The sequence below is a fragment of the Sorangium sp. So ce363 genome, assembly GCF_051520435.1.
Lineage (GTDB): Bacteria > Myxococcota_A > Polyangia > Polyangiales > Polyangiaceae > Sorangium > Sorangium cellulosum_B.
On record NZ_CP150333.1, the window covers coordinates 11,441,294 to 11,467,048 of the forward strand.

At 72.9% G+C, this 25,755-nt stretch carries 9 protein-coding genes; all 9 read right to left on the reverse strand.

Features of this window, described 5'->3' with window-relative positions:
- The 9 genes from WMF12_RS43090 to WMF12_RS43130 all read right to left on the reverse strand — a co-directional run bounded on the left by WMF12_RS43090 (position 1) and on the right by WMF12_RS43130 (position 25,754).
- The gene (locus tag WMF12_RS43090; RefSeq protein WP_437854522.1) at positions 1-7,815 is read right to left on the reverse strand and encodes an amino acid adenylation domain-containing protein; all 7,815 of its coding nucleotides are present in this window, start codon (positions 7,813-7,815) and stop codon (positions 1-3) included.
- A gap of 9 nt (positions 7,816-7,824) precedes the next feature.
- Positions 7,825-8,757: a TauD/TfdA family dioxygenase gene (locus WMF12_RS43095; protein ID WP_437873949.1), complete on the reverse strand. Its 933-nt coding sequence runs from the start codon at positions 8,755-8,757 to the stop codon at positions 7,825-7,827.
- Between the two features lie 110 nt (positions 8,758-8,867).
- The gene (locus tag WMF12_RS43100; protein ID WP_437742527.1) at positions 8,868-9,089 is read right to left on the reverse strand and encodes an MbtH family protein; all 222 of its coding nucleotides are present in this window, start codon (positions 9,087-9,089) and stop codon (positions 8,868-8,870) included.
- A gap of 32 nt (positions 9,090-9,121) precedes the next feature.
- A complete protein-coding gene (locus WMF12_RS43105) occupies positions 9,122-11,500 on the reverse strand; it encodes a penicillin acylase family protein (RefSeq protein WP_437854523.1) in 2,379 nt (792 codons plus the stop codon).
- The gene (locus tag WMF12_RS43110) at positions 11,497-13,317 is read right to left on the reverse strand and encodes a cyclic peptide export ABC transporter (protein WP_437854524.1); all 1,821 of its coding nucleotides are present in this window, start codon (positions 13,315-13,317) and stop codon (positions 11,497-11,499) included. Before WMF12_RS43110 ends, WMF12_RS43105 begins: the two co-directional genes overlap by 4 nt.
- Positions 13,314-18,254 (reverse strand): type I polyketide synthase, encoded by a 4,941-nt coding sequence (locus tag WMF12_RS43115; protein ID WP_437854525.1) that lies wholly within the window; start codon positions 18,252-18,254, stop codon positions 13,314-13,316. Before WMF12_RS43115 ends, WMF12_RS43110 begins: the two co-directional genes overlap by 4 nt.
- On the reverse strand, positions 18,251-23,599 hold the full coding sequence (locus tag WMF12_RS43120) for an amino acid adenylation domain-containing protein (protein WP_437854526.1): 5,349 nt from the start codon (positions 23,597-23,599) through the stop codon (positions 18,251-18,253). Before WMF12_RS43120 ends, WMF12_RS43115 begins: the two co-directional genes overlap by 4 nt.
- A 393-nt stretch (positions 23,600-23,992) precedes the next feature.
- On the reverse strand, positions 23,993-25,027 hold the full coding sequence (locus WMF12_RS43125; RefSeq protein WP_437854527.1) for a sulfotransferase family protein: 1,035 nt from the start codon (positions 25,025-25,027) through the stop codon (positions 23,993-23,995).
- Between the two features lie 583 nt (positions 25,028-25,610).
- Positions 25,611-25,754, reverse strand: a complete 144-nt coding sequence (locus tag WMF12_RS43130) for a hypothetical protein (protein WP_437854528.1) — start codon at positions 25,752-25,754, stop codon at positions 25,611-25,613.
- Position 25,755: the final 1 nt, after the last annotated feature.

The following is a 25,755-nucleotide window of genomic DNA, read 5'->3' on the forward strand; positions in this document are numbered from 1 at the left end:
TCACCTTTGGAGCTCGTCCAGGAGATCGCTCCACTCTTCCGCGGAGAGGCCGGCGTCAGGGGTCTCGGGGTCTCGCGGCGGCTCGGGCGGCGCCGGCATGGGCGCGGCGGCCACGGTCGCCACGGCCGCGGCTTCGGCCACGGTGGGGTTCTCGAAGAGCTGCTTTGGCGTCAGCTGAAGCCCTCGCTGGAAGGCGCGCGAGAGGACCTGCAACGTGACGATCGAGTCGCCGCCGAGCTCGAAGAAGTTGTCCTCGATCCCGACCCGATCGCGGTGCAGCACCTCCGCCCAGACCTCGGCGAGGATCCGCTCCGCCTCGGTCCGCGGCGCGACGTACGCGCGGCGCGCCGCCGCCGCGGCGTCCGGCGCGGGCAGCGCGCGCCGGTCGACCTTGCCGTTGGGCGACAGCGGCAGCCGGTCGAGCACGAGGATCGGCGCGGGCACCATGTAGGCCGGCAGCGCTTCGGCGAGCCAGGCCTGCAGCGGCGCCGGCTCCGGCGCGGCGCCGCCCTTTCCGGCGACGTAGGCGACGAGGCGCTTGCCGCCGTGGGCCTCATCGCGCGCGACCACGATGGCTTCCTGCACATCCGGGTGCTGGAGCAGGCGCGCCTCGATCTCGCCAAGCTCGATGCGCAGGCCGCGGATCTTGACCTGGTGGTCGAGGCGGCCGAGGAACTCGATGGCGCCGTCGGGCCGGTGGCGCGCGAGATCGCCGGTGCGGTAGAGCCGGCCTCCGGGGGCGGCGCCGAACGGATCGGGCACGAAGCGCTCTGCGGTGAGCGCGGGCCTCCGGTGATAGCCGCGGGCGAGGCCGACGCCGCCGATGTACAGCTCGCCGGCGACGCCCACCGGCACGGGCTGTCCATGGCGGTCGAGCAGGTAGATCTGGGTGTTGGCGATGGGTGTCCCGATGGGCACCGAGGCCGACGTGTCCTGTCGCTGGCAGGCCCAGTAGGTCACATCGATGGACGCCTCGGTGGGCCCATAGAGGTTGTGCAGCTCGGCGTCGGGCAGCCGCTCGAAGCACCGCCGCGCGAGCTCGGCCGGCAGCGCCTCGCCGCTGCAAACCACCCTGCGCAGCGACCTGCAGGACGCGGCGCCGGGCGTCTCCAGGAAGGCCTGGAGCATGGGTGGGACGAAGTGCAGGGTGGTGACGGCGTTGCGTGTGATGAGCTCGATGAGCCGCTCGCCGTCGCGGTGATCGCCGGGCCTGGCGACGACGAGGCCCGCGCCGGTCATCAAGGGCCAGAAGAACTCCCAGACCGAGACATCGAAGCTGAAGGGGGTCTTCTGGAGCACCCGATCATCCGGGGTGAGCCCGTAGCGCTCCTGCATCCACTGCAGCCGGTTGAGCAGGCCGCGGTGGCTGTTGCCGGCGCCCTTGGGCCGGCCGGTCGAGCCCGAGGTGTAGATGGTGTAAGCGAGGTTGTCCGGCGAGACCGCGACAGCGGGGTTGGTCGCGGGCTCGCGGTCGATCTTGGCGCGATCGGCGTCGAGGCAGAGCACCTCGGCGCGGTGCGGCGGCAGGCGGGAGGCGACGGGCCACTGGCTGAGCAGGACGGAGGCGGCCGCGTCGTCGAGCATGAACGCGATGCGGTCGGCCGGATAATCCGGGTCGATGGGCACGTAGGCGCCGCCGGCCTTGAGGATGCCGAGGAGGCCGACGACCAGCTCGATCGAGCGCTCCGCGGCGATGGCCACGAGCACGTCGGGCCCGACGCCGCGGCGGCGCAGGGCGTGGGCCACGCGGTTGGCGCGCACGTTGAGCTCTCGATAGCTCAGCCGCCGCTCGCCGAAGATCACGGCCGTCGCGTCCGGGGTCCGCTCGGCCTGCGCCTCGAACAGCTCGTGCACGAGCCGCTCGCCCGGATACGCCTTCTCGGTCGCGTTCCACTCGGTCACGACGCGCCGGGACTCCAGCTCGCCGGGGAGCGACAGCTCACCGACCCGCGCCTCGGGGCGGCGGACGAGCTGTCCGAGCGCCCCCTCGACGAGGTCGAGCAGGCGCGAGGCGGTCTCCTCGTCGAACCGCTGCCTGTCGTAGGACAGGCAGAGCTGGAGCCGATTTCCCGGCAGGGCGAGCAGGGTGAGCGGGTAGTTGGTCTGGTCCGTGAACGCGACGTCGCGGACCCCGAGCCCGGGCAAGCCCTGCAGGGTCCGAGGATCGGTGGGATAGTTCTCGAAGACCAGCAGGCTCTCGAACAGCGGTTGTCCCGCGGGCACCGCGCTGAAGGCCCGCGTCTGGGACAGCGGCGTGTGCTCGTGCGGGCCGAGCTCGGTGGTCGTCGTCAGGAGATCGCGCAGCCAGCCTGTGACGGTCGCGGCCTGCGGCACCGCCACGCGCAGGGGCAGCGTGTTGATGAAGAGCCCCGCCATGGCGTCGATCCCGGCGAGCGGCGCCGATCGCCCGGCCACCGTGACGCCGAAGACCACATCGTCGCTCCGGGCAGCGCGGCTGAGCAGGAGCGCCCACGCGGCCTGGACGAGCGTGCTCAACGTCACGTGGTGCTGCTGCGCGAAGCGCTGCAGGCGCGCCGTGGCCGGCTCCGACAGCGAGACGAACTTCGCCCCGTAACCGCTCTTCCCCTCGGCCGACGCCTCGGACGCCTCGCGCGCCGGGCGCTCCAGCGGCAGCGGCGTCGCCGCGCTGAAGCCCGACAGCGCGCCTCGCCAGAACGGCTCGTCGGCGCTCGCGTCCCGCTCGCGCAGCCAGGCGATGTACTCGCGGTAGCGGCGCCGGGCCGACAGCGCGACCGCGCGGCCGGCGCGCAGGGCGTCGTAGGCGGAGAAGGCGTCTCGCAGCACGAGGGCCGCCGCCCACCCGTCGAGGAGGAGGTGGTGGTGGCTCCAGAGCACGTGGTGGACCTGGTCCCCGAGGCGCAGGAGCGAGACGCGCGTCAGCGGGCCCCGCGCCAGATCGAAGCCCCTCGCGCGATCCTTCTCGATACGGGCCGACAGGCGCGCCCGCTGCTCCTCGTCCCCGGCGCCGCGGAGGTCCTCGACCTCGATCTCCACGGCCGCGCCGCGCCGCACGATCTGGAGCGGCTCGTCGGCGCCCTCCCACGCGAAGGTGGTGCGCAGGGCGCCGTGGTGCTCGATCACGGCCTCCCAGGCCCGGCGGAACGCGTCGACGTCGAGCGCCCCGTCCAGCGTGCACGTGACCTGCTGGACGTAGACGCCCGAGCCGGGCTCCCACAGGCTGTGGAAGAGCAGCCCTTGCTGGAGTGGGCTCAGGGGATAGACGTCCTCGACGTCGCGCCCGGGCCCGAGCAGCCGGTCCAGGCTGGCCTGATCGAGCCGCGCCAGGGGGAAATCCGACGGCGTGGCGCCGCCGCTGCCCGGCGCGAGGCAGTGCTCGACCAGGGCGCGCAGGCGCGCCGCGAAGTCCTCGAAGAGGCGCGCCATCGTCTCGGGCCGGTAGCGGGCCCCGCTGTAGCTCCACATCACCCGGAGGCGCCCGCCGACGATGGCCGCGTCGACCTCCAGCTCGTGGCGCCGCGGCGCGCGCGGATCGTGGTCGCGCCCGACCTCGCCCTCGGCGTGCGCGAACAGCGCGCTCGACGCGAAGAGGTCGTCCCACCGCCCGAGGTAGTTGAAGCGCACCTCTGGCGCGGCGCGCTCCCGGAGGCGCGCCGCCCGCTCGTCCTCGCCCAGGTACCGGAGCACCCCGTACGCCGCGCCGCCCCGGGGGACCGCGCGGAGCTGCTCCTTCAGCGCCTTGAGCGCGCGCTCGGGCGCCGCGTCGGCCGGGACCTCCAGCCGGACGGGATAGATGCTCGTGAACCACCCGACCGTCCGGGAGAGGTCCAGCTCGTCCAGCGCGTCGCGACCGTGTCCCTCCAGGTCGACGCGCACGGCGGGATCACCCGTCCACTGCGCGAGCGCTCCGGCGAACGCCGCGAGCAGCACCTCGTCCACGCGCATCCGGTACGCGGGCGCCGCTTGCAGCAGCGCGCGCGTGTCCTCGGCGCCGAGGAGCTGCGTCCGATGGACCGTGTCCGCTTCGAGCGACGAGCCCGCCGGATCGTCCGCGGGCAGCGCCGCCGTCGGCCGGCTCGCGGCGAGCCACGCGTCCGCCTGCCGGGCCACCGCCTCGGACCGGGCGTGCGTGCCCAGGCGCCATGCCCATTCACCGAAGGAGACCATCTCGTCCGGGAGCCGGATCTCCTCGCGGCCCTCGTGCTGCCGGCAGGCGGTCTGGAGATCCTCGATCAGGATCCGCCACGAGACGGCATCGACGACGAGGTGGTGGGCGATCAGCAGGAGGCGGCCGGGGCGCTCCGGGCCCAGATCGAACAGCACCGCGCGGAAGAGCGGCCCCTCGGTCAGGTGGAGGCGCGCCTGGTGCTCCCCTGCCGCGCGGGCCAGCGCCGCGGGCTGCGCCTCGGCGGGGAGGTGCGACAGGTCGACCCGCGCGACCTCCGCGGCGACGGCGTCCGCGAAATACTGGCTCCACCCGCCCGCCTCGCGCGTGAACCGCAGGCGCAGCGCGCCGTGATGGTCGATCACCGCCTGGACCGCGGCCGTGAGCGCCTCGACGGAGACCCGCTGCCGCAGCTCGAGCAGCACCGTCTGGTTCCAGTGGTGCGGGCTCGGCCCGCTCTGCTCGAAGAACCAGCGCTGGATCGGCGTGAGCGGCGCGTCGCCCGTGAGCGGCGCTTCCACGACCGGCGCCGAGGCCGACGTCGCCACCGCGGCCAGGCCGGCGATCGTCTGCTGCTGGAAGATCTGTCGCGGCGTGAGCGAGAGGCCCGCGGCCCGCGCGCGCGAGACGACCTGGAGCGCGAGGATCGAGTCGCCGCCCAGCTCGAAGAAGTTCTCCTGGACCCCGACGGCTCGCCGTCCCAGGAGCTCCGCCCAGATCCCCGCGAGCGCCGCCTCGGCCTCGGTGCGCGGCGTCACGGCCTCGCCGCTCGGCGCGACGGGCGCCGGCAGCGCGCGCCGGTCGACCGTGCCGCGCGGCGTGCGGGGCAGCTCCGCAAGCACCACGAACGCCGAGGGCACCGTGTAGTCCGGCACCTGCTCCTTGAGCGCGCGCTGGATCTGCTCCGGCGTCACGTCTGCGCCGGCCGCGACGTACGCCACGAGCCGCCGCGCCTCCGGCCGGTCCTCCCGCACGACCACGGCCGCGTCGCGCACGCCGGGCAGGTCGAGCAGGCGCGCCTCGAGCTCCGCGGGCTCGATCCGGAAGCCGCGCACCGTCTCCGGGTGGTCCATGCGGCCGGCGAGCTCGAGCTGTCCGTCCGCCCGCCACCGCGCCCGGTTCCCCGTCCGGTAGAGCCGCGCTCCCGGCTCCTCCGCGAAGGGATCGGGGACGAAGCGCTCCGCGGTCAGCGCCGGGCGCGCCCAGTACCCGCGCGCGAGCCCCTGGCCGCCGAGGTAGAGCTCTCCGACGACGCCGGCCGGCACCGGTTGACCGTCGGGGTCGAGCACGTACGCCCGCGCGCTCGAGAGCGGCCGGCCGATCGGGATCGCCCGCGCCTCGCGCGGATCCGCCGCCGCCAGGTTGCCGACCGCCGCGATCGCCGCGGTCTCGATCGGACCGTACGCGCCCAGCAGGCGAACGCGCGCGGCCCCCGGCGACGCCCGCCACGCGCTCACGCGCCCGGGCGAGGGCGCCTCGCCGGTGAGGACGATCTGCCGGAGGCACGGCGGCAGGGTCAGCCCCTCGCCGAGCGCCGCGACGAGGCGGTGCCAGCGCTGGGTCGGCAGCACCGCGGAGGTTACGCCCCGCGCGCCGCACGTCGCCAGGAACCCGGCCGCGGACTCGAGCGCCGCCTCGGCGTGCAGCACGAGCGTCGCGCCGCGCGCGAGGCACGGGAAGATCTCCTCGGCGCTCGCGCCGGAGGTCAGCGGCGCGAGCTGCAGCACCCGGTCGCCTGGCGAGATCTCCTGGACCGCCGCCGCGGCGTCGACGGCGCTCGCGAGCGCGCGGTGCGGGATCACGACGCCCCTCGGCTCCCCCGTCGCGTCGGAGGGATCGAGGACGCACGCCGCCTGCTCGGGCGCCGGCTCCCCGGCCGGCGGCGCGGAGGGCTCACCGCGCACGCACGTCCAGTCGGCGTCGAGGCGGATCACCTCCACGCCGGGGGGCAGCTCGGCGTCGCCCTGGGCGATCGCCACGCGGATCCCGGCGCCGTCGATCCTCGCGGCGAGCCGCTCCCGGGGGTCGCTCGGGTCGAGCGGGACGTAGGCGCCGCCCGCCTTCAGCACGCCGAGCGAGGCGGCGATCGCCCCGATCGAGCGCGGCAGGCAGAGGCCCACGCGGACCTCCGGCCCCACCCCGCGCCGCCGGAGCAGCTGCGCTAGCTGGTTGGCCCGCCGATCGAGCTCGCCGTACGTGATCTCCTGCCCCTCGTGGACGACGGCCGTCGCCTCGGGCGCGCGCGCCGCTTGCTCCTCGACCCTCCGGTGCACGGCGCGCGGGGGCCGGTGGGGCGCCCCTGTCGTCCGCCACCCGAGCACCTGCCGCTGCTCCTCGGGCGCGAGCATCGGCAGCTCCGAGAGGCGCGTCCCCGGGCTCGCCGCCGCGCCCGCGAGGAGGCGCAGGAAATGGTCGGCCATCCGCGCGGTCGTGCGCTCGTCGAACAGGTCGGTGTCGTAATCGAGCGCGCACGTCAGCCCCTCGTCGTCCGCCGCGATGTCGAGCGAGAGATCGAACTGGGCGCCGCCCACCTCGAGGTCGAGGAGGCGCACCTCGAGGCCCGTGATCGAGAGCGGCTGCCGGGCCGCCGGCTGGAGCGCGAACATCGCCTGGCAGAGCGGCGCGTGGCTCAGATCGCGGGCCGGGCTCACGGCCTCCACCACCTGATCGAACGGCACCTCCTGGCGCGTCTGCGCCTCTCGCACGGCGCTCGTGACCCGGGCGAGCAGCGCCGTGAACGGCGGATCCCCCGAGAGATCGGCGCGGATCACGACGGTGTTGGCGAAGCAGCCGACCAGCCCTTCCAGCTCAGCGCGGCTCCGGTTCGTCACCGGCGTGCCCACGCTGATATCGAACGTCCCCGCGTGGCGGGCGAGGAGGGCCTGGAAGGCGGCCATCAGCACCGCGTACAGGGTCGTCTCCTCGCGCCGCGCGAGCGCGCCGAGCGCCGCGGCGAGCGCGCCGGGCACCCGGAAGGAGCGCCGCGCGCCCCGGTAGCGCTGCTCCGGGGGCCGGGGGCGATCCGTGGGCAGCTCCAGCAGCGGGGGCTGCCCCGAGAGCTGCCGCGTCCAGTAGGCGAGCTGGTCCTCGAGCAGGCCGCCCTTGACGCGCTCGCGCTGCCAGTGCGCGAAGTCCGCGTACTGCAGCGGCAGGTCGGCGAGCGGGGCGGGCCGGCCCTCGGCGAACGCCGCATACAGCGCGGCGAACTCCCGCAGGACCAGGCCTGTGGACCACCCGTCGAAGACGATGTGGTGAACCACCCAGAGGAGGACGTGTTCTTCCGGTCCGAGCCGCAGGAGCGTGAGCCGCAGGAGCGGACCGCTCACGAGGTCGAAGGGCTGCCGCGCCTCGCGCTCGATGAGGCGCCCGAGCTCCGCATCCCGCTGCGCCGCCGGCAAGGCGCCGAGGTCCACGCGCCCGAGCCGCGGCGCCATGTCGGGGTGGACCACCTGGGCGGGCTCGCCGTCGACGACCGTGAACGTCGTGCGCAGGATCTCGTGCCGGCGCACGATCTCGGAGAGGCACCGCTCCACCACGGAGACCTCGAGCGCTCCTGTGAGCCGCACGGCCGTGGCCAGGTTGTAGGAAGCGCTCTCCGGATCGAGCTGGGCGAGAAACCACAGCCGCTCCTGGGAGAAGCTCATCGGAAAAACGAAGACATCCTCAAGCATGAAAGAACCTCAGGAGGCTTTGGCCCGGTACGGCTCGGCCATGGCGACAAGGACCTTGCGCGGGCCGCGGAATGGCGCGCGCCCGTGGGCGACCAGCATGTTGTCCGCGAGGAGCACGTCGCCCTCTTGCCAGGCGAACTCCACGGCGAGCTGCCTGTACACGTCGCGGATCTCGTCGAGCGCGGCGCCCTCGATGGGCGATCCGTCTCCATACATGGCGTTGCGGGGCAGGTCTTCCTCGGCGAAGATCGAGAGGAGCGCCTCCCGCGCGGCCGGCTCCAGGTTGGAGACGTGGAACAGGTGGGCCTGGTTGAACCACACGTGCTCTCCGGTGCGCGGGTGGGTGGCCACGGCCTGGCACACCTGGCGTGTGCGCAGCTCGCCGTCGGCCTTCCACACGCACTCGATGCCTGCCGCCCGGCAGAAGCGCTCGACCTCGGCCCGGTCGTTCGTGCCGAAGACCTTCTGCCACGGCAGGTCCAGGCCGTTGCCGTAATTGCGCACGTACATGACCTTCTTCGCCGCGAAGCGCTCCCGTAGCCGGGCCGGGATCCGCCGGAAGACCTCGCGGCTGTCCGCGAGCGGGGTGCTGCCGCCCTCGGGCGCGGCCACCGCGCAGTGGAACCAGATCTTGAGCGGCCAATCGAGCGTGTACGACTGCTCGTTGTGAAGAGGGATGTGCTGGTGAGCGGGGTACTCCGTCGACGTGTAGATCCGGTCCTGCACGTGGGAGCGCGGCGTCGACCCGAACGTGTAGTCCAGCAGATCCGGCGTCACGAGCCGGACGAAGGCGTGGAAGTCGGCGGTCGATCGGACCGGGAAGCCGCGGAACAGCACCGCCCCGTGCCGGATCAGCTCCTCTTCCGCGCACGCCCGGATGGCCGCGGCGAGCGCCGGGACGCTGACGTCGCCGCGGCCGAGCGGGCTCACGACGAGCGGCAGCGCGCCGCCGGGGAAGCAGGACCGCGAGAGGCCCGCGGCCTCGCGGAGCGCGGTGTCCGCGGGCGTCTCTCGCGGCGCCTCGCGCGGCGCTGACGAAGCGCTCGAGTCGGTCACGGCGACCGGCCCTCCTCCATCTGCTTGCGGAGGCTGAGCGGACGCATGTCGGTCCAGACCTCCTTGATGTGATCGAGGCACTCTGCCTTGGTGCCGGCCTTGCCCGCGTCACGCCAGCCGAGGGGGTTCTCCCTGTACTCGGGCCATATCGAGTACTGCTCCTCGTGGTTCACGACGACTTTGTAAATGGTGTTGTCTTCATGTTCTTCGCTGGCCATGGACTCCTCCGTTCGAGATGTGATGATCGATGTCATGGGCGCTCGGGAACGAGCGTGATCGTGTGTGTGGCCGGCCCCGAAAGGAGCGGCAGCGGGCGTCCGTCGACCCAGGCGCGCTGCTGATCGCGGTAGTGGGGCGACCTCGGATCGCCCGATTGCCCGCCGGGCATGTGCAGGATTCCTTCCGCCTCGTGGCCCGGCGAGACCACGAGCCGCTCGCTGGCGCCAAGCGTGCGGCCCACCAGGCGCACGCAGGTGATGCAGCCCGGGAGCGGCTCGTCGGGCATGTTGAGGCGCGCGGCGAGCTCCGGCGCCGCGCCGAGCGGGTGCGCGATCCGCACCCGGCTCACCGCGCCCCACTCGAGCTGATCGAGGGGTCGCCCGCCGTGCTGCCGCTGGACAGCCGTCATGGCCTTCTCCAGCGCCGCGAGGACGAAGGCGTCCCAGCTGCCCTCCGGCGCGGGCACGAGATCGGCCGACCGCTCGCCGAGCGCGCGCTGCAGCGGCGTGTCGATGTCCGGCGGCGCGAGCTCCAGGGTCGGCTCCGCTGCGCGGCTCGCGCCGAGCCACGCGGCGAACACCTCGTCGGCCAGGACGCGCCGGAAGCGCGCAAGGAGCGGCAGCCCGACGCTGGACACGTCCGCCCGGCCGTCCCATGCCAGGAGCGCGCGCCGCGCCTCGGCGAGCGCTGGCCGCCTCGACACGGCCTCCTCGCTGAGCGCGCGCAGCGCGACGTCGCGGTAGAAGCCGAAGAACTCGGCGCGGGTGTCGAGCTGCAGCCCGAGCAGGTCCGCCTCGGTGACCTGCCGCGCCTCACGCAGGCGCTCGGTGATGCGGTAGGCGCGGTAGCCGTTCGCGTAGTCGCGGCCGAGCGCCGGCGCGCCCTCGCCGAGCGGCACGCGGTGGTTGGCGTTGACGACGAACCCCGACGGGGGATCCACGGCGCGCGGCAGCGCGGCGGGCGGCAGGTATCCGTCCCAGCCCGCGCGCCCGTCTGCCCAGGAGACGCTGACCGAGCCGTCGAACCCGCGGCGCCGCGGCAGGCGCCCGGTGACCGTCCACGCCACGCGGCCGCGCCGGTCGGCCAGGAGGATGTTGCACCCGGGCCCGCCGGCGGCGTTCATCACGGCGGCCGCCTCATCGACGCTCCGGGCCTCATCCATCTCCAGGAGCCCGAGGTCGACCCCCGCCGGATCGAGCGCCGTCCAGCGGACCGCGACCGGCGCTCCGAGGAGCGGCCGCGGCGAGACGGGGCCCCACATCGTGCTGCGGACCGTGACGGTGACGTCGGGCTCGCCGCGGACCTTGATCGTCTCCTCTGCGACGTCGAACCGCCTCCACCCGGAGGGTGTCCGGTACTCGTCGGGGTGCTCGGGGCGGCCCTCGATCTGCACGAGATCCCTCACATCACCGTCGAGGTTGGTCATCCCCCAGGCGACGTGGCCGTTGGTCCCCACGATGACGATGGGCAAGCCGGGCAGCACGACGCCCGCGAGCTCCGTGTCGCCATAACGGAGCTCCGCGCGGTACCAGATGTTGGGCACGCCGAGCTCGAGGTGCATGTCGTTCGCGAGGATCGCGCGGCCGTCTCGCGTCCTCTGGCCGGCCACCGCCCAGCCGTTCGAGCCCACCGGCGCCTCGCCGGCGTCCTCGCTGAGCAGCCCGGCGGTCCGCGCGTGGTCCCCTCGGCTCTGCGCCACCAGCGCGCGCAGCTCCTCGCGCGGAAGCGGCGGAGACGCGGGCGCCTGCGCGCCGAGCAGCGACCTCGTGTAAGGGTCCGTGTCGTCGAGCAGGAAGGACGTCACGCCCTTCGGGAGGGTGCGTGTCAGGACCGTGCGCGTCCGCTCCAGGTCCTCGGTGGCGCTGAGGGCGTTGAACATCCCCAGCACCACGAGCACGCTGTCCTCCGAGCGCCACGGCTCGGGCCGATAGCCCAGCTCCTGGAACTCGACGGGCAGCGTCTCCGCGCTCCGGAGATAGGCGTTGACGCCCTCGGCGTACGCGTCGAGCGCGGCGCGCTGGCGCTCCGGCAGGCGCGAGAGGATCGCCGCCGCGGCCTTCGGGACGCCGTAGGACCGCTGCTGGGCGTCGGCCTCCACCAGATCGCGCCCGAGGACCTCCGCGAGCCGCCCCGCGCTGCTCCGCCGGAGTAGGTCCATCTGGAACAGCCGATCGCGCGCCGTGACGACGCCGAGCGCCCGCAGGGCGTCGAGGCGCGAGGCGGCGCGGATCCGGGGGATCCCGAGGTGATCGGACGTGACCGTCACCGCGTGTTCCAGGCCGGCCAACGTCGTTGCCTTGTCGGCGCGCGGCGCCGGGGCGCGGGCGGTGCCCTGGGTCTTCTCCGCGCAGCCGGCGAGCGCCAGCGAGGCGAGCGCCGAGAGGAGGAGTGAGCGGACGTTGCGCCTCATATCTCTTGCTCCGCTGCCTTCAGCGCCGCGTGGCTGCGGACACCCGGCTCCAGCGCGACCTGCTGCTGCTCGGCGTGGACGCGGTGGACCTCCGCGGAGCGGGCCCGACCGCCTTCGTCGGCGCGGGCGCTCGCGGCGAGCGCTTCCCGCGCCGCTCGCGGCTCCTCGCCGTCCCCGGCGGGGGCCGCGGGCAGCTCGGTCAGGCGGCCGAAGTCGAGCCGCAGGCAGCGATCCGCGAGCGCGAAGTACTGGTCGTCGTGCGTGATGACGAGGGCGGTCTTCCCCCTCGCCCGGAGCTCGGGCAGGAGCTCCGTGTAGAAGATCTTCCGGAACTGCGGGTCCTGGTCGGAGGCCCACTCGTCGAAGACGTAGAACGGCCGGTCCTCGAGGTAGGCGGTGAGCAGGGCGAGGCGCTTGCGCTGCCCCTGCGACAGCCCGGTCACGCGGAGGGCGCCCTCCTCGACGCGCACCCGGTGATCCAGCTGCAGCCGCTCGAGGTAGCGGCGGGCGCGCTCGTCGAGGTCGGGGCCGCCGAGGCCGAGCAGCTTCTCGAAGAGGTGGTATTCCGCGAAGACGACCGAGAAGAGCTGCCGGTACCGCTCTCGACCCGCGTCGTCGACGGGCACGCCGTCGAGCCGTATCTCGCCGGACTCCGGCGTGTAGAGCCCGAGGAGCAGGAGGGACAGCGTCGTCTTGCCGCTGCCGTTGCCGCCGACGAGGTACACGATCTCGCCGGGCCGGAAGGTCAGATCGATGGGCCCGAGCTGGAAGCTCCCGTCTTCCTTCTCCCGGTAATAGCGGTGCGTGACGCCGGCCAGCTCGAGGCGCTTCCACGCCGCGGGCGCGCCCTCCGCGCCGCCGCGCGGCGGCGCGGAGGGCGCGCCCGTGAGCTCCGGCGTCAGCGAGAGGCCGAGCGCGTTCGCCTTCGAGAGCGCGACGCTGGCGCGCCCGACCGCGGGCAGGAGCTCGACCGTCTGCGCGAACGGCGTCAGCAGGAACAGCATCGCCAGCACCACGCCCGACATCGCCGTCGACGTCAGCCCTGCCCAGGCCGGGAGGGCGAAGAGCGTCAGCCCGAGGATCGCGTAGAAGAGCAGCGTGCCCCAGCCGATCGCGACGGAGAACTCGGTCGTGCCCGCCACGAAGTCCCGCTGGTACGTCGCGAGGCTCGTGCCGAGGGCGCCTTCCATGAACGCCCGCCCGCGCCCGCCGTGCATCTTGAGCTCCTTGATCCCGCCCGTGAGCGCGCGGAAGTGCTGGAACAGGGCGTCGCTCGTCTCGCGGGCGCGCGTGAAAGAGCGGATCGCGCGCCCGTTGTGCGCCCGGAAGAGCACGGCGCCGAGCGCCATGGCGCCGAGCACGATCGCCAGCGCCGACCACGAGATCCGCCCGATGTAGGCCAGGCAGCCGAGGACGGTGGCCACGTTGACGCAGAGGAGGGGCAGGAAGACGTACGCCTGCGTGATGACGGCCGGATCGTCGTTGAGCGCCGCCAGGAGCCGGTGGGGGCCGATCTGCTCGATGCGGCGCAGCGGCGCCTCGAGGATGCGCTTGCCGAGCTGCATGCGCAGCTCTGCGATCATGGCCTGTCCCAGCCGGGTCAGGAGCACCTGGGAGACGGCCTTGCTCAGAACGCCGAGGACGGCGAGCGCCGCGAACGCCCAGGCGAGGCGCGCGGCGGGGCGGCCGTCCGCGGAGAGCGCCTCCTGGACGAGCGCGATGATGCCGGCGCCCGCGAGCCCGCTGATCGCGCCGGCGGCGATGGCGAGCAGGAGGCGCCGGAGGTCGCGGCGCACGAGGAAGCCGAGCACGCTCATCGCCCGTCCTCCTTCGGTTCCTTCGCGGGGACCGGCTCGCCGTCCTGGCGGGCCGGGGCCTGCGCGTTCTCTGCGCCGGGGACCCGCGCGCCGGGGACCCGCCGCGCGGTCCGCGGCAGCGCGACCAGCGCCGGCTCGGGGCTCGGGCCCGCGGGCGCCTGGCCGCGCGCCTTGTGGATGCGCTCCGCGAGCGCGGCCACGGTCGGCCGCTCGAAGAACTCGCGGAGCGGCACCTCCACCTGGAACGCCTCGCGGACGCGGTTGAGGATCTGCAGGGCGAGGAGCGACTCGCCGCCGAGGGCGAAGAAGTCCTTCCTGGGATCGATGGGATCGATGCCGAACGCCCGCGCCCAGATCGCGGTCACCTGCGCTGTGATCGCCTCGAGCGACAGGCCCTCGGCTGGGCTCGCGGCCGCCGCCTCGGCGCGTCGGGGCGGCTCGTGGCTGCGGTCTGCCGCGGCGGCGCCGCCGGCGCCGAGCCGCCGCGCCAGGGCGGCGCCCTCGTCGTCGCTGGGCAGGCCGTGGAGCGGGCGTACCGAGACGATCACCTGCGGCAGCGCCGCCTGGCTCAGGACGCGGTGGAAGACCTGCAGGCCTTCTTCCGGGCTCATCCCGTCGCGGATCACGTCGTCGATCCCGAGGGCGAGGAGGCGCGCCTCGGCGCGGGCCGCCATGCCGACGTTGCGCCACCGATCGAGGTTGACGGAGACCGTGTACGGCCCGGCCCTGCGCGCGCAGGCCTGCGCGTACGCGTCGAGGAACGCGTTGGCGGCCGCGTAGCCTGCGTGGGCGAGGCCGCCGCTCAGCGCGGTGATCGAGGAGCAGAGCAGGACGAAATCCGGCTTCAGGGCGCGGGCGATCTCGTCGATCGCCAGCGCGCCGAGCGCCTTGGGGCTGAGCTCCGCGTCCAGCGTGTCCGCGGTCAGCCGGTCGATGAGCCCGCCGGCGGCGATCCCGGCCGCGTGGATCACGCCGTGCAGGGCGCCGAACCGGTCGATCGCCTCGCGCGCGGCGGCGCGCATCTGCGAGGGGTCGGCGACGTCGGCGCGCAGCGCGACCACCTCGGCGCCGGCCTGCTCGAGCGCGAGGAGCCGCGCGCGTTGCTCGTCGGTCGGGGCCGAGCGACCCGTGAGGAGGAGCCGCGCGCGCGTCGTGCGGGCGAGGTGGTCCGCGAGCCAGAGGCCGATGCCTCCCAGCCCGCCCGTGATGAGGTAGACGCCGCGCTCTCGCAGCAAGGGGGGCGCCGCCTGGGCTGGCCTCAGCGCGACCGGCTCGACGTCCGGCGCCCAGCGGTGGTGGCCGCGGTAGGCGACGACGGTGTCGGCGGCGTCGGAGCGCGCCTCCGCGAGGATCCGCTCGACGACGCGATCGGCCTCGGAGGCGTCCGGGGCGGGGGCCTCGAGGTCGATCACGCGGCAGCGCACGTGCGGGTACTCCAGCGGGACGCTCCTGCAGACGCCGAGGAGCGGGGCGTGCTCGGGGCGCAGGGATTCCCGGCCGGTCAGGTCGTGCAGGCCGCTGGCGAGGGCGACGAGGTGGGCGCCGCCGGGCTGCTGGCCCAGCGCGCGTGCCAGCCAGAGCAGGCTGGCGGCGCCGCGGCGTTGCGCTTCGCGGAACGCGTCCGGGTCGAGCTGCGTCTCTCGTGTGGCGTCGTGGTGGCCGCGCCGATCGACGAGGCTGAAGGCGTGCACGACGCGCGTGGGCGGCCCCGCGCTTGCGCCGAGGTCGCGGATGAGCGCGGCGTAGTCCTCGGGCTGGTCCAGGCGGAGCGTGAAGGAGCGCTCCGCGACGCGCTCGAAGCGCTCGCCGCTCCGGACACGGGTGACCCGCCGGCCGGCGCGCTCGAGCCGCTCCACGAGCCGGTGGCCAATCGCCTCCTCGTCCGTGAAGACGAGCCAGCGCGCCTCGTCGGCGTCCGCCGCGGGTGCGAGCGGTTCCAGGGGGGAGCGCTTCCACGATGGGACGTAGAAAAATCCATCCAGATCGGACGACGCCCGCACCGAGGTTGAGGTCGAACCGACCGAGGTTGAGGTCGAACCGACGGTCGAACCGACCGAGGTTGAGGTCGAACCGACCGAGGTTGAGGTCGAACCGACCGAGGTTGAGGTCGAACCGACCGAGGTTGAGGTCGAACCGACCGAGGTTGAGGTCGAGCCGACCGAGGTTGAGGTCGAACCGACCGAGGTTGAGGTCGAACCGACCGAGGTTGAGGTCGAACCGACCGAGGTTGAGGTCGAGCCGACCGAGGTTGAGGTCGCCCCCCTCCCCTCGGGCCGCTCCAGCCAGTACCGCTTTCGCTCGAACGGGGTCGCCGGCAGCGCGACGCGCCGCCGGCGTCGCCCCGCCTGCAGGCCTGCCCAGTCCACCGCAGCGCCGGCCGCCCAGACCTGTCCGACCGCGTCGAGCAGCGCCGCCCCCGCCGCGCCCTGGTGTGCAGGCTCGCGCCCCATGGGCATCGACGCGAGCGCCAGCGACTCCGCCGCGAGCTGCCGGCTCAGCGCCGTGAGCGTCTGCCCCGGCCCGACCTCCAGAAAGATCCGCTCCGACTGCTCCCGCAGGGCCCGCACACCATCGGCGAAGCGGACCGTGCTTCGGAGGTGCCGGACCCAGTACGCGGGGTCCTGCGCCTCGGCCGCGGTGATCCAGTTCCCGGTGACGTTCGAGATCCACGGGATGCGCGGCGTCCGCAGCGTGACCCTGCCCACCGCCTCACGGAACGCCGCGAGGGCGCCGTCCATCAGGTGCGAGTGGAAGGCGCGCGCCGTGCGCAGCCGGCGCGCCTCGATCCCCCGGCCCGCGAGCTCCTGCTCCACCCGCTGGATCGCCGCCGCCCCTCCGGACAGCACGCACTGCCGCGGCCCGTTGACGGCGGCCAGCGCGACCTCGTCGCCGAGCCAGCCCGCGACCTCCGCCTCGGCCGCGGACACCGCGAGCATCGCCCCGTCCGGCGTCGCCTCCATCAGCCGCCCCCGCGCCGCCACCAGCGCCACGGCGTCCTCGAGCGACAGGCACCCCGCGAGGCAGGCGGCCACGTACTCGCCCACGCTGTGCCCGAGCATCGCGTCGGGCGTCACGCCCCAGGCCATCCACAGCCGGGCGAGCGCGTACTCCACGACGAACAGCGCCGGCTGCGTCATCGACGTCCGATCGAGCCGCCTCGCGGCGTCATCGACGTCCGCGGGCGCGGGGAACAGCAGCGCCCGCAGGTCAGCGCCCAGGTGGCGCTGGAGCAGTGCAGCGCAGGCGTCGACCTCGGCCCGGAACACGGGCTCGGTCTCGTAGAGATCGCGGCCCATGTCGGGGCGCTGGGTGCCCTGCCCGGGGAACAGGAACGCGACCGGCCGCGGCCCGGCCGCGGGCCCGCCGGTGCGCACCGCGTCGCCGCGATCGCGCAGCGCGCGCGCTGCCTCCTCCCGCGAGCGGCACACCACCGCGCGGCGGTGGCCGAACGCCCGGCGCCCGAGCTGCTGCGTGTGCGCCACGTCGCCGAGCTCGAGATCGCCGTGGGTCTCCAGGTGCTCCGCGAGCGCGTCGGTCAGGCGCTCGAGCGACGCGCTCGACCGGGCCGACAGCACGAGCAGCTCGCACGGCCTGGGCGGGTCCGCCTCGGGCGGGGGCGGCGCCTCTTCGAGGACGACGTGCGCGTTCGTGCCGCCGATGCCGAAGGAGCTCACGCCGGCGCGGCGCGGGGCGCCGGGGCTCGACCAGGCCGCGAGCTCGGCGGCCACGCGGAAGGGGCTGTTCTCGAGGTCGAGCGCGGGATTCGGCGCGCGGAAGTGCAAGCTCGGCGGGATGTGCCCGTGGGCCACGGCGAGCGCCGCCTTGATCAACCCGGTGACCCCTGCGGCCGCGTCCAGGTGCCCGACGTTGGTCTTCACCGAGCCGATCGCGCAGAAGCCCTTCCGGTCGGTCGTCGCGCGGAAGACCTGGGTCAGCGCGGCGATCTCGATCGGATCGCCGAGCGGCGTCCCGGTGCCGTGCGCCTCCACGTACGTGATGGAGTCCGCGTCCACGCCCGCGGCCGCGTGCGCCGCGCGGATCGCGCGCGCCTGGCCGTCGACGCGCGGCGCGGTGTACCCGACCTTGGCCCGGCCGTCGTTGTTGATGGCCGAGCCCTTGATGACCGCGATGATCGCGTCCCGATCTGCGATGGCGTCGTCGAGCCGCTTCAGGAGGACCACGCCGACGCCGCTGCCGCCGACGGTGCCGCGGGCGCCGGCGTCGAACGCGCGGCAGTGGCCGTCGGGCGACGCGATCGCGCCTTCCTGGTAGAGGTAACCGCTCTTCTGCGGGACGCCGACGGAGGCGCCGCCCGCCAGCGCCAGATCGCACTCGCCGCCGAGCAGCCCCTGGCAGGCCAGGTGCACGGCGACGAGCGACGTGGAGCACGCCGTCTGCACGGCGATGCTCGGCCCTTCCAGGTTCAGCTTGTACGACACGCGGGTCGTGAGGAAATCCTTGTCGAGCGCGAGGAGCGCCGCGACGTCCGCCGCCGATTGCAGGCGCGGCCCGTCGGGGAAGAGGTGGGCCAGGTACCCGCTCAGGCTCGATCCGGCGTACACGCCGACCGGGCCGCCCGCGCGCTCGGGGTCGATCCCGGCGCTCTCGAACGCCTCCCACGCGCACTCCAGGAACAGCCGGTGCTGCGGATCCAGCGCCGCGGCCTCGCGCGGCGTGAACCCGAAGAGCTCCGCGTCGAACATCTCGATGTCGTCGAGCACCGCGCGCGCCCGCACGTACTCGGGCCGCGCGATCAGCGCGGGGTCGACGCCCGCGCCGCGGAGCTCCTCGTCGGTGAGGATCGAGACGGACTCGACGCCCGCGCAGAGGTTTCGCCAGAACGTCGCCACGTCCGGCGCGCCAGGGAAGCGCCCGGCCATGCCGATGATCGCGATGTCCAGGCCCGGGCGGGGCTCGCCGCTGGTCGGTGTGATCATTTCTTGGTCTCCAGTCCGCCGCGCCGACGCGCGAAGATCTCTCCGCGTCGCTGCTGGGCGGCTCTCGCCCGCTCGCCCTCCGGCGCTCCGCCCGGCGGCGCCGTCTCGGCGCTGGGATCCCGGCTCAACGCCGCCGCGAGCGAGGCGATGGTGGGGTGCTGGAACAGGACCAGCAGCCGCAGATCACGGTCCACCGTGTCGCGCAGCCGGCTGTGGACCTTGGCCAGCAAGAGCGAGTGTCCGCCCAGATCGAAGAAGTTGTCGTGAATGCCGACCTGCGGGACCGACAGCACCTCTCGCCAGAGCGCCGCGATGGTGCGCTCCAGGTCGGTTCGCGGCGGCGTCACGGCCCTGGCGGGCGCGTCGAGCTGCTCGGGCGCGGGCAGGGCGCGGCGGTCGACCTTGCCGTTGGGCGACAGCGGCATGCGGTCGAGCACGAGGATGGGCGCTGGCACCATGTAGGCTGGGAGCGCCTCGGCGAGCCAGGCGCGCAGCGCTTCGGGCTCCAGCGCCGCGCCGTCGCGGCCGGCGACGTAGGCGACGAGGCGCTTTCCGCCGTGGGCCTCGTCGCGGGCGAGGACGACGGCCTCGCCGACGCCGGGGTGCTGGAGCAGGCGGGCCTCGATCTCACCGAGCTCGACGCGCAGGCCGCGGATCTTGACCTGGAAGTCGAGGCGGCCGAGGAACTCGATGGCTCCGTCGGGCCTGTGGCGCGCCAGATCGCCAGTCCTGTACAGGCGCCCTCCCGGGGCGGAGCCGAACGGATCGGGCACGAAGCGCTCCGCCGTGAGGGCGGGCCGACGGTGATAGCCGCGGGCGAGGCCGATGCCGCCGATGTGGAGCTCGCCGGCGACGCCCGCGGGCACGGGCTGGCCGTGGCGGTCGAGCAGGTAGATCTGGGTGTTGGCGATGGGGTACCCGATGGGCACCGAGGCGGAGGTGTCCCCTCGCTCGCAGGCCCAGGACGTCACATCGATCGAGGCCTCGGTCGGGCCATAGAGGTTATGCAGCTCTGCCTGCTCGATCCGCTCGAAGCACCGCCGCGCGAGCTCCGCCGGCAGCGCCTCGCCGCTGCAGATGATCCGGCGCAGCGACCGGCACGAGGCCGCGCCCGGCGTCTCCAGGAAGGCCTGGAGCATGGGCGGGACGAAGTGCAATGTGGTGACGCCGTTGCGCGTGATCAGCTCGACGAGCCGCTCGCCGTCGCGGTGGTCGCCGGGCCTGGCGACGACGAGGCCGGCGCCGATCATCAAGGGCCAGAAGAACTCCCAGACCGAGACATCGAAGCTGAAGGGCGTCTTCTGCAACACCCGGTCGTCCGGGGTGAGGCCGTAACGCTCCTGCATCCATTGCAGGCGGTTGAGCAGGCCACGGTGGCTGTTGCCGGCGCCCTTGGGTCGCCCGGTCGAGCCGGAGGTGTAGATCGTATAAGCGAGGTTGTCCGGCGACAGCGGGGTCGCGAGGTTGCCAGTCGGCTCCCTGTCGATCTCGGCGCGATCCGCGTCCAGGCACAGCACCTGGGCGCCGTGCGCCGGCAGGCGCGACGCCACGGGCCACTGGCTCAGCAGGACCGGCGCTCCCGCGTCCTCGAGCATGAACGCGATGCGGTCGATCGGGTAATCCGGATCGATGGGCACGTAGGCGCCGCCGGCCTTGAGGATGCCGAGCAGCCCGACGACGAGCTCGACGGAGCGCTCCGCCGCGATGGCCACGAGCACGTCCGGCCCCACGCCGCGCTTCCTGAGCGCGTGAGCCACCTGGTTGGCGCGCTCGTTGAGCTCTCGATAGCTCAGCCGCTTCTCATCGAAGATCACCGCCACGGCGTCCGGCGCCCGCTCCACCTGCGCCTCGAAGAGCTCGTGGACGCGCCGCTCGTCCGGAGTTGCGCGCTCGGTCGCGTTCCAGCCGACGAGGACCTGCCTTCGTTCGGCCGCATCCATCATCGGCAGATCGGCCAGCCGGATCTCTGGATTGGCGACGAAGCCCTCGAGGAGGGCGACGAGGTGCCGTGTCATCCGCGCGACCGTCGCGCCGTCGAAGAGATCGGTGTTGTATTCCCAGGCGCCGCGCGCTCCCTGGCCGTCGGGTACCAGGCTGAGCGTCAGATCGAACTGGGCCGTGCCGGTGTCCACCCGCTGCACGCCGATCGAGAGGCCGGGGATCGCCGGCGCCTGCTCGGGCGCGGGATCCATGGCGATCATCACGTTGAACAGGGGCGTGTGGCTGAGGTTCCGCTCGAGGGACAGCGCCTCGAGGACGCGCTCGAACGGCACCTCCTGGTGCGCCTGCCCCTCGAGGACCGCCGCGCGGACGCGGGCGAGGAGCTCGGTGACGCTCGGATTCCCCGAGAGATCGACGCGCAGCGCCAGGGTGTTGAGCAGGCACCCGACGACGCCCTCCAGCGCCGCCCGCGGCCGCGCGGTCACCGGCGTCCCGATGCACACATCGCCCTGGCCCGTGTACCGGTGCAGCAGCGAGAAGAGCCCCGCCGCCACGATCGTGAACAGCGTGGCGCCCGTCCGCCGCCCGAGCGCGCTCAGCCGCGCCACGAGCTCCGGTGACAGCGCGAGCTCCTCGCGCGCCCCTGCGTAGGTCTGGACCGCGGGCCGCGGCCGATCGGTGGGGAGCTCGAGGGGAGGCACGGGCCCCTTCAGCCGGTCGCGCCAGTACGAGAGCTCCCGTTCGCGCGCCGCCGCCTGTTCGTTCTGGCGCTGCCACAGCGCGTGATCCGCCTGCTGCAGCGCGAGCGGCGCGAGCGCCGGGGGCCGCCCCGCGGCGAAGGCGCCGTAGAGCAGCGAGAGCTCCCGCAGGAGCACGTTCATCGACCAGCCGTCCGCGATGAGGTGATGGCAAGTGACCGAGAGCACGTGCTCTCGCTCGCCCGTGCGGAGGAGCGCCCAGCGCACGGGCGGCGCCTCGGCGAGGTCGAACGCGCGCCGCGCCTCCTCGCGCAGGCGCGCTTGCAGGGCGGACTCCCGCGCTTCCTCTGCAAGAGCGCTCATGTCCTCCAGCGGCAGCGCGACCGACGCGGGCTGTGCGATCCTCTGGACGGGCCTCCCTTCGACGGAGGGAAAGCTCGTGCGAAGGGCCTCGTGGCGGGCCGCGAGCGCCGTCACCGCCTCCTCGAGCGCCCCCGCGTCGAGGGCCCCGGCGAGCCGCACGGCCGCCGCGATGTGATAGACCGGCGCCCCCGCGACCAGCTGCTCCAGGAACCAGAGGCGCTCCTGCACGAGGGACAGCGGCAGCCGCTCCGGCCGCTCCACCGGCGCGAGCGCCGCGGGTCTGCCCGTCGATCCGTCCGTCGACGCGCCGGCCTGCCTCGCCTCGATCCAGGCCGCGAGCGCCGCGACCGTCGTCGACTCGAAGAGCTGCGCCGGCCCCACGTCGACGCCCAGCGCCTCGCTCACCCGGCCGCTCACCTGCATGGCCCGCAGCGAATCGCCGCCCAGGCTCAGGAACTCCTCGCTGCGGCCGACCCGCCCGCGCCCCAGCACCTCGGCCCAGATGCCTGCCAGCGCGCTCTCCAGCGCCGTTTGCGGCGGCTCCGCGCTCTCGGCCTCCGCGCGCGGCGCGCGGTCGACGCGCGTCGACTGCCACACCGCGTCCAGGGAGCCGTCCAGGAACCGGGCGCGGCACGCCCTCCGCTGCACCTTGCCGCTCGTGGTCCGCGGCAGGTTCCCCGGCTTGATGAGCACGACCGCGTGGACCGCGACCTCGTGCCGGTCGGCCACGGCGCGCTCGATCGCCGCCCCGAGCTCCGCCGGCTCCGACGCGGGCGCGCGCCGCCCGAGCTCCTGGACGATGACGATGCGCTCCTCGCCGTCGACGTCCACCGAGAACGCCGCGCCGCCGCCGGCGCGGAGGCCCGGGTGGCTCTCCTCCGAGGTGAGCTCGATGTCCTGCGGGTAGAGGTTGCGCCCGCGGACGATGATCAGGTCCTTGAGCCGGCCCGTCACATACAGCTCGCCGCGCGAGAAGAACCCGAGATCGCCGGTCCGCAGGAACGGCCCTTCTCCCGTGGAGAGCCGGGCCTCGAACGTCAGCGCCGTCTCCTCCGGCCGCTCCCAGTAGCCCTGGGCCACGCTCGCTCCGGCGACCCAGATCTCCCCGACGCGCTCGTCCTTGCAGGGCCTGAGCGTCTCTGGATCGACGATCCGCACCTCGTCGCCTGCGGGTGATCCCCCGCAGCCCACGAGGGAGACACCGTCCTCTGGCCTGCGCGGCTCGAACACCGCGTGTCCCTGGGCCAGACCCGCGCGGTCGACGGCGCGCACGACGGGCGGCGCGCCGGCCGCTCCGCCGCTCACGAGCAGCGTCGCCTCGGCCAGCCCGTAGCAGGGATAGAACGCGTCGCGCCGGAACCCTGCAGGCGCGAACGCCTCGGCGAAGCGGTCGAGCGTCGCCGCCCGGATCGGCTCGGCCCCGTTGAAGGCCACCTGCCATGAGCCGAGATCGAGCCCTTCCCGTTGCTCCGGGGGGATCTTGCGGATGCACAGCTCGTAGGCGAAGTTCGGCCCGCCGCTCGTCGTGGCCCGGTAGCGCGAGATCGCCTCCAGCCATCGCCGCGGCCGCATCAGGAAGTGCTCGGGCGCGAGCTGGACGCACGGCACGCCCACGTAGAGCGGCTGGAGGATGTTGCCGATGAGCCCCATGTCGTGGTGCGGCGGCAGCCACCCGACGATCACGCTCTCCGCGGTGTGCGCGAACGCGCGCTGGATCATGAGCTCGTTGCGCAGCAGGTTGCCGTGCGTGAGCACCACGCCCTTGGGCGTCCCGGTCGAGCCCGACGTGTACTGGAGGAACGCCACGGTCTCGGCCGTCACGCGCGGCGCTCGCCACGCGTCTTCCTGGCCGTCCCGGATCGTGTCGACGGCCATGCAGCGCAGGTGGCTCAGCTCGGCGAAGCTCGGGTCGTCGCGGAGCATCGTCACCGCGCCCAGGAACGCCTCGGTGGTGAGCACGACGCTCGGCCGGCAGTCGCGCACGATGGCCAGCACGCGCATCAGCCCGCTCTTGCGCTGCGGCAGCGGGACGGGCACCGCGACGAAGCCCGCGTAGAGGCAGCCGAAGAAGGCGGCGATGAAGTCGAGCCCTGGCGGCACGAGGAGCAGCGCGCGCTCACCCGCCTGCGCGCCGGCCTGGAGCTCCGCGGCGAGCGAGCGCGCCCGCCGATCGAGCTCGCCGTACGTCATCGAGCGGGCGTCCGCCTCCCCGTCGACCAGGAATGTGTAGGCGTGCCCTGCCGGGCGCTGCTCCGCGCGGCGCCGCAGCAGCGCGACCAGCGTCGCGGGCTCGGCCGCGCCGCGATCGCTGATCGCATGCCCATGGGATCGGTCCGACGTCATCGCCACCTCAGCTCAGGTCGAAAAAGAAAGCCCGACGACGGGGCCGGCTCGCACCCCAGGCTCTCGGGCTCCGCGCCTCGCGATGCACTGCGCGGTCATCGCGAGGCGCCGAGAAACGCTCTGCCTACATGTCGCAGGTTATGCGCCATGAATGAAAATGAACATAACTTTCAATATCGTGTAGGCCGTCATGTGGATCGCTGACCCGGGTCAAGTCAAGGGAAATGAACGGCATTGCTCAAAAGAGCCCCGCCGCGAGCGAATGGCGCGGCGGTTGCGGCACGTCCGGGACCGGCGCGCATCGCACGACAAAAATCCGCATCGGAGCTCGACGCCTCGACGGATCCCGCTATCGACGCCGAGCTGAGGTCGTGAGGAGCGATCCGAGGCGCTTCATCCCGCGGTGTCGTACCCGAGACGCTGCAGGGTAGGATTCGCCGTACGACCGAGTGTGCTCAGCAATGATTTGGGCCACTTGCGCCAGGGCTCTTCTGCGGCGAGGACCTTGCCCCCTGTGGCGAAGATCTTGTTGTCGCCCATGCCACGAAGCTGTTGCTTGCCCAGCTTCTTGTTGACAAGATCGTCTGTCCATGGCTCGCGCAGAAACTCGAACAGCTTCTTGCCTGTCGACAGCGGATCCCTCGTGAACTCCTCGTATCGGACGAGGAAACAGCGATCCGTGTTCCTCTCGTAGAAGTTCATCGTCGCCTCATTGTTCGAGACCCATTCGTTGAGGTATGTCTCGACGTCCAGGCTCGTGTCGCGGTTCAGCGGCAATCCGTCACGCATCGGGAACCTCGATGCGCACGAGTGCGCCACGCTGAACCCGTGCCGTACCGCGTAGATGAACTGAGCGCGGTAGTCGAATATCGCGTCCAGGAGGTCCAGCCTGTGAGGGATGAACAGCTCCTTCGAGGCCCATCGCCGCTTGCCCTTGCTCGTCGCGTACTCGCTGTAGATCGCGTCAATCAGGCGGCCCATCCTCAGGAGAAAATGCGTGAACGGCTCGTTGAGCAATTTCATCGCGCGATGGCCGGTGGTGAACAGCCGGTCCATCGCGACGATCTCGCCCGCGACGAACGCCTCCGGGACGGCTGACAGGCCGTCTGCCGCGTTGAGCAGGTAAGACAGCAGCGTCGTCCCAGACCTCCGATTTCCAATGATGAAGATCGGCGTACAGGAGAACTCCTTGTCCGAATAGGTGGGTTTTCGCGCGATCTCCGCGTCCGGAGATCGGATAAGACAGCTGTCTTTTTCCTCATCGATGAAGAAGTACCTCAGGACGCCGGGCAATTGAGCCAAGACGTCGAGTTGACCTTGGGCCTCCTGACGGAGCGTTACATCCCCGGATTTCTCCTTGACCTGAGATGTGAACTCCGTGAGGCGCTCGATGACTTGTTGGAGCTCATTGATGTGCCGAAGATCCATGCGTTGCCCCTTGTTGTGGTCTTGTTTGCGGTTCGTTGCCTGCGCGAGCGCGCGTGCGCTCGGCGGAGGTCAAGCCGGCGGATCGCTCGGTGGGAGCGCGCGACGCACACGGAGGAGGCTGTTCGAGGTCGAATCGCCCGTGGTGCTCGTCCGTGGCCGTGCTCCTCTGCCAATTGACCCTGCCGACAATCGACGTCAAAAGTGCTGATTGGGAGGACGGCCCGCGGGGCGCCACTCCTATCGATGGTGCCTTCGCATCGACGCACGGCGGCCGACCTCATGCCCCACGTGCGGTTCGCAGATTCGCCACCCGGCACTACCGTCCCCGGAAATGCTCGACGACGCCTTGCTCGCCGGGAGCTAGCCGGCCCGCGTCGCGGAGCCACCCGGCGCCGATGATGTAATCCACTATACTGTTCTACTGCACATAGAAAATGAATATCGTTTTCATTTTCATCAACGCCAGTTACTTTACCGTGACGGACTTGTCAAGGGGCAAGGTGCGCCCCTGGACGGGCACCGAGCCGCGGTTGTGCGCCGTGGGATTTCCCGACCCCGGCGCGCGACGGGCCTGTGGTGGCCGTCACGTTGGGATCGGCGCCACCAGGCGATCGCGTGCATCCGTCAGCATCGCCGGAGGCGACCGGTAGTACGGATTACATAAAAGACGAAATGTTGGAGCAACAACCGCATCTGAAGCAAGAATGAAATTGATTTCTGTTTTCATC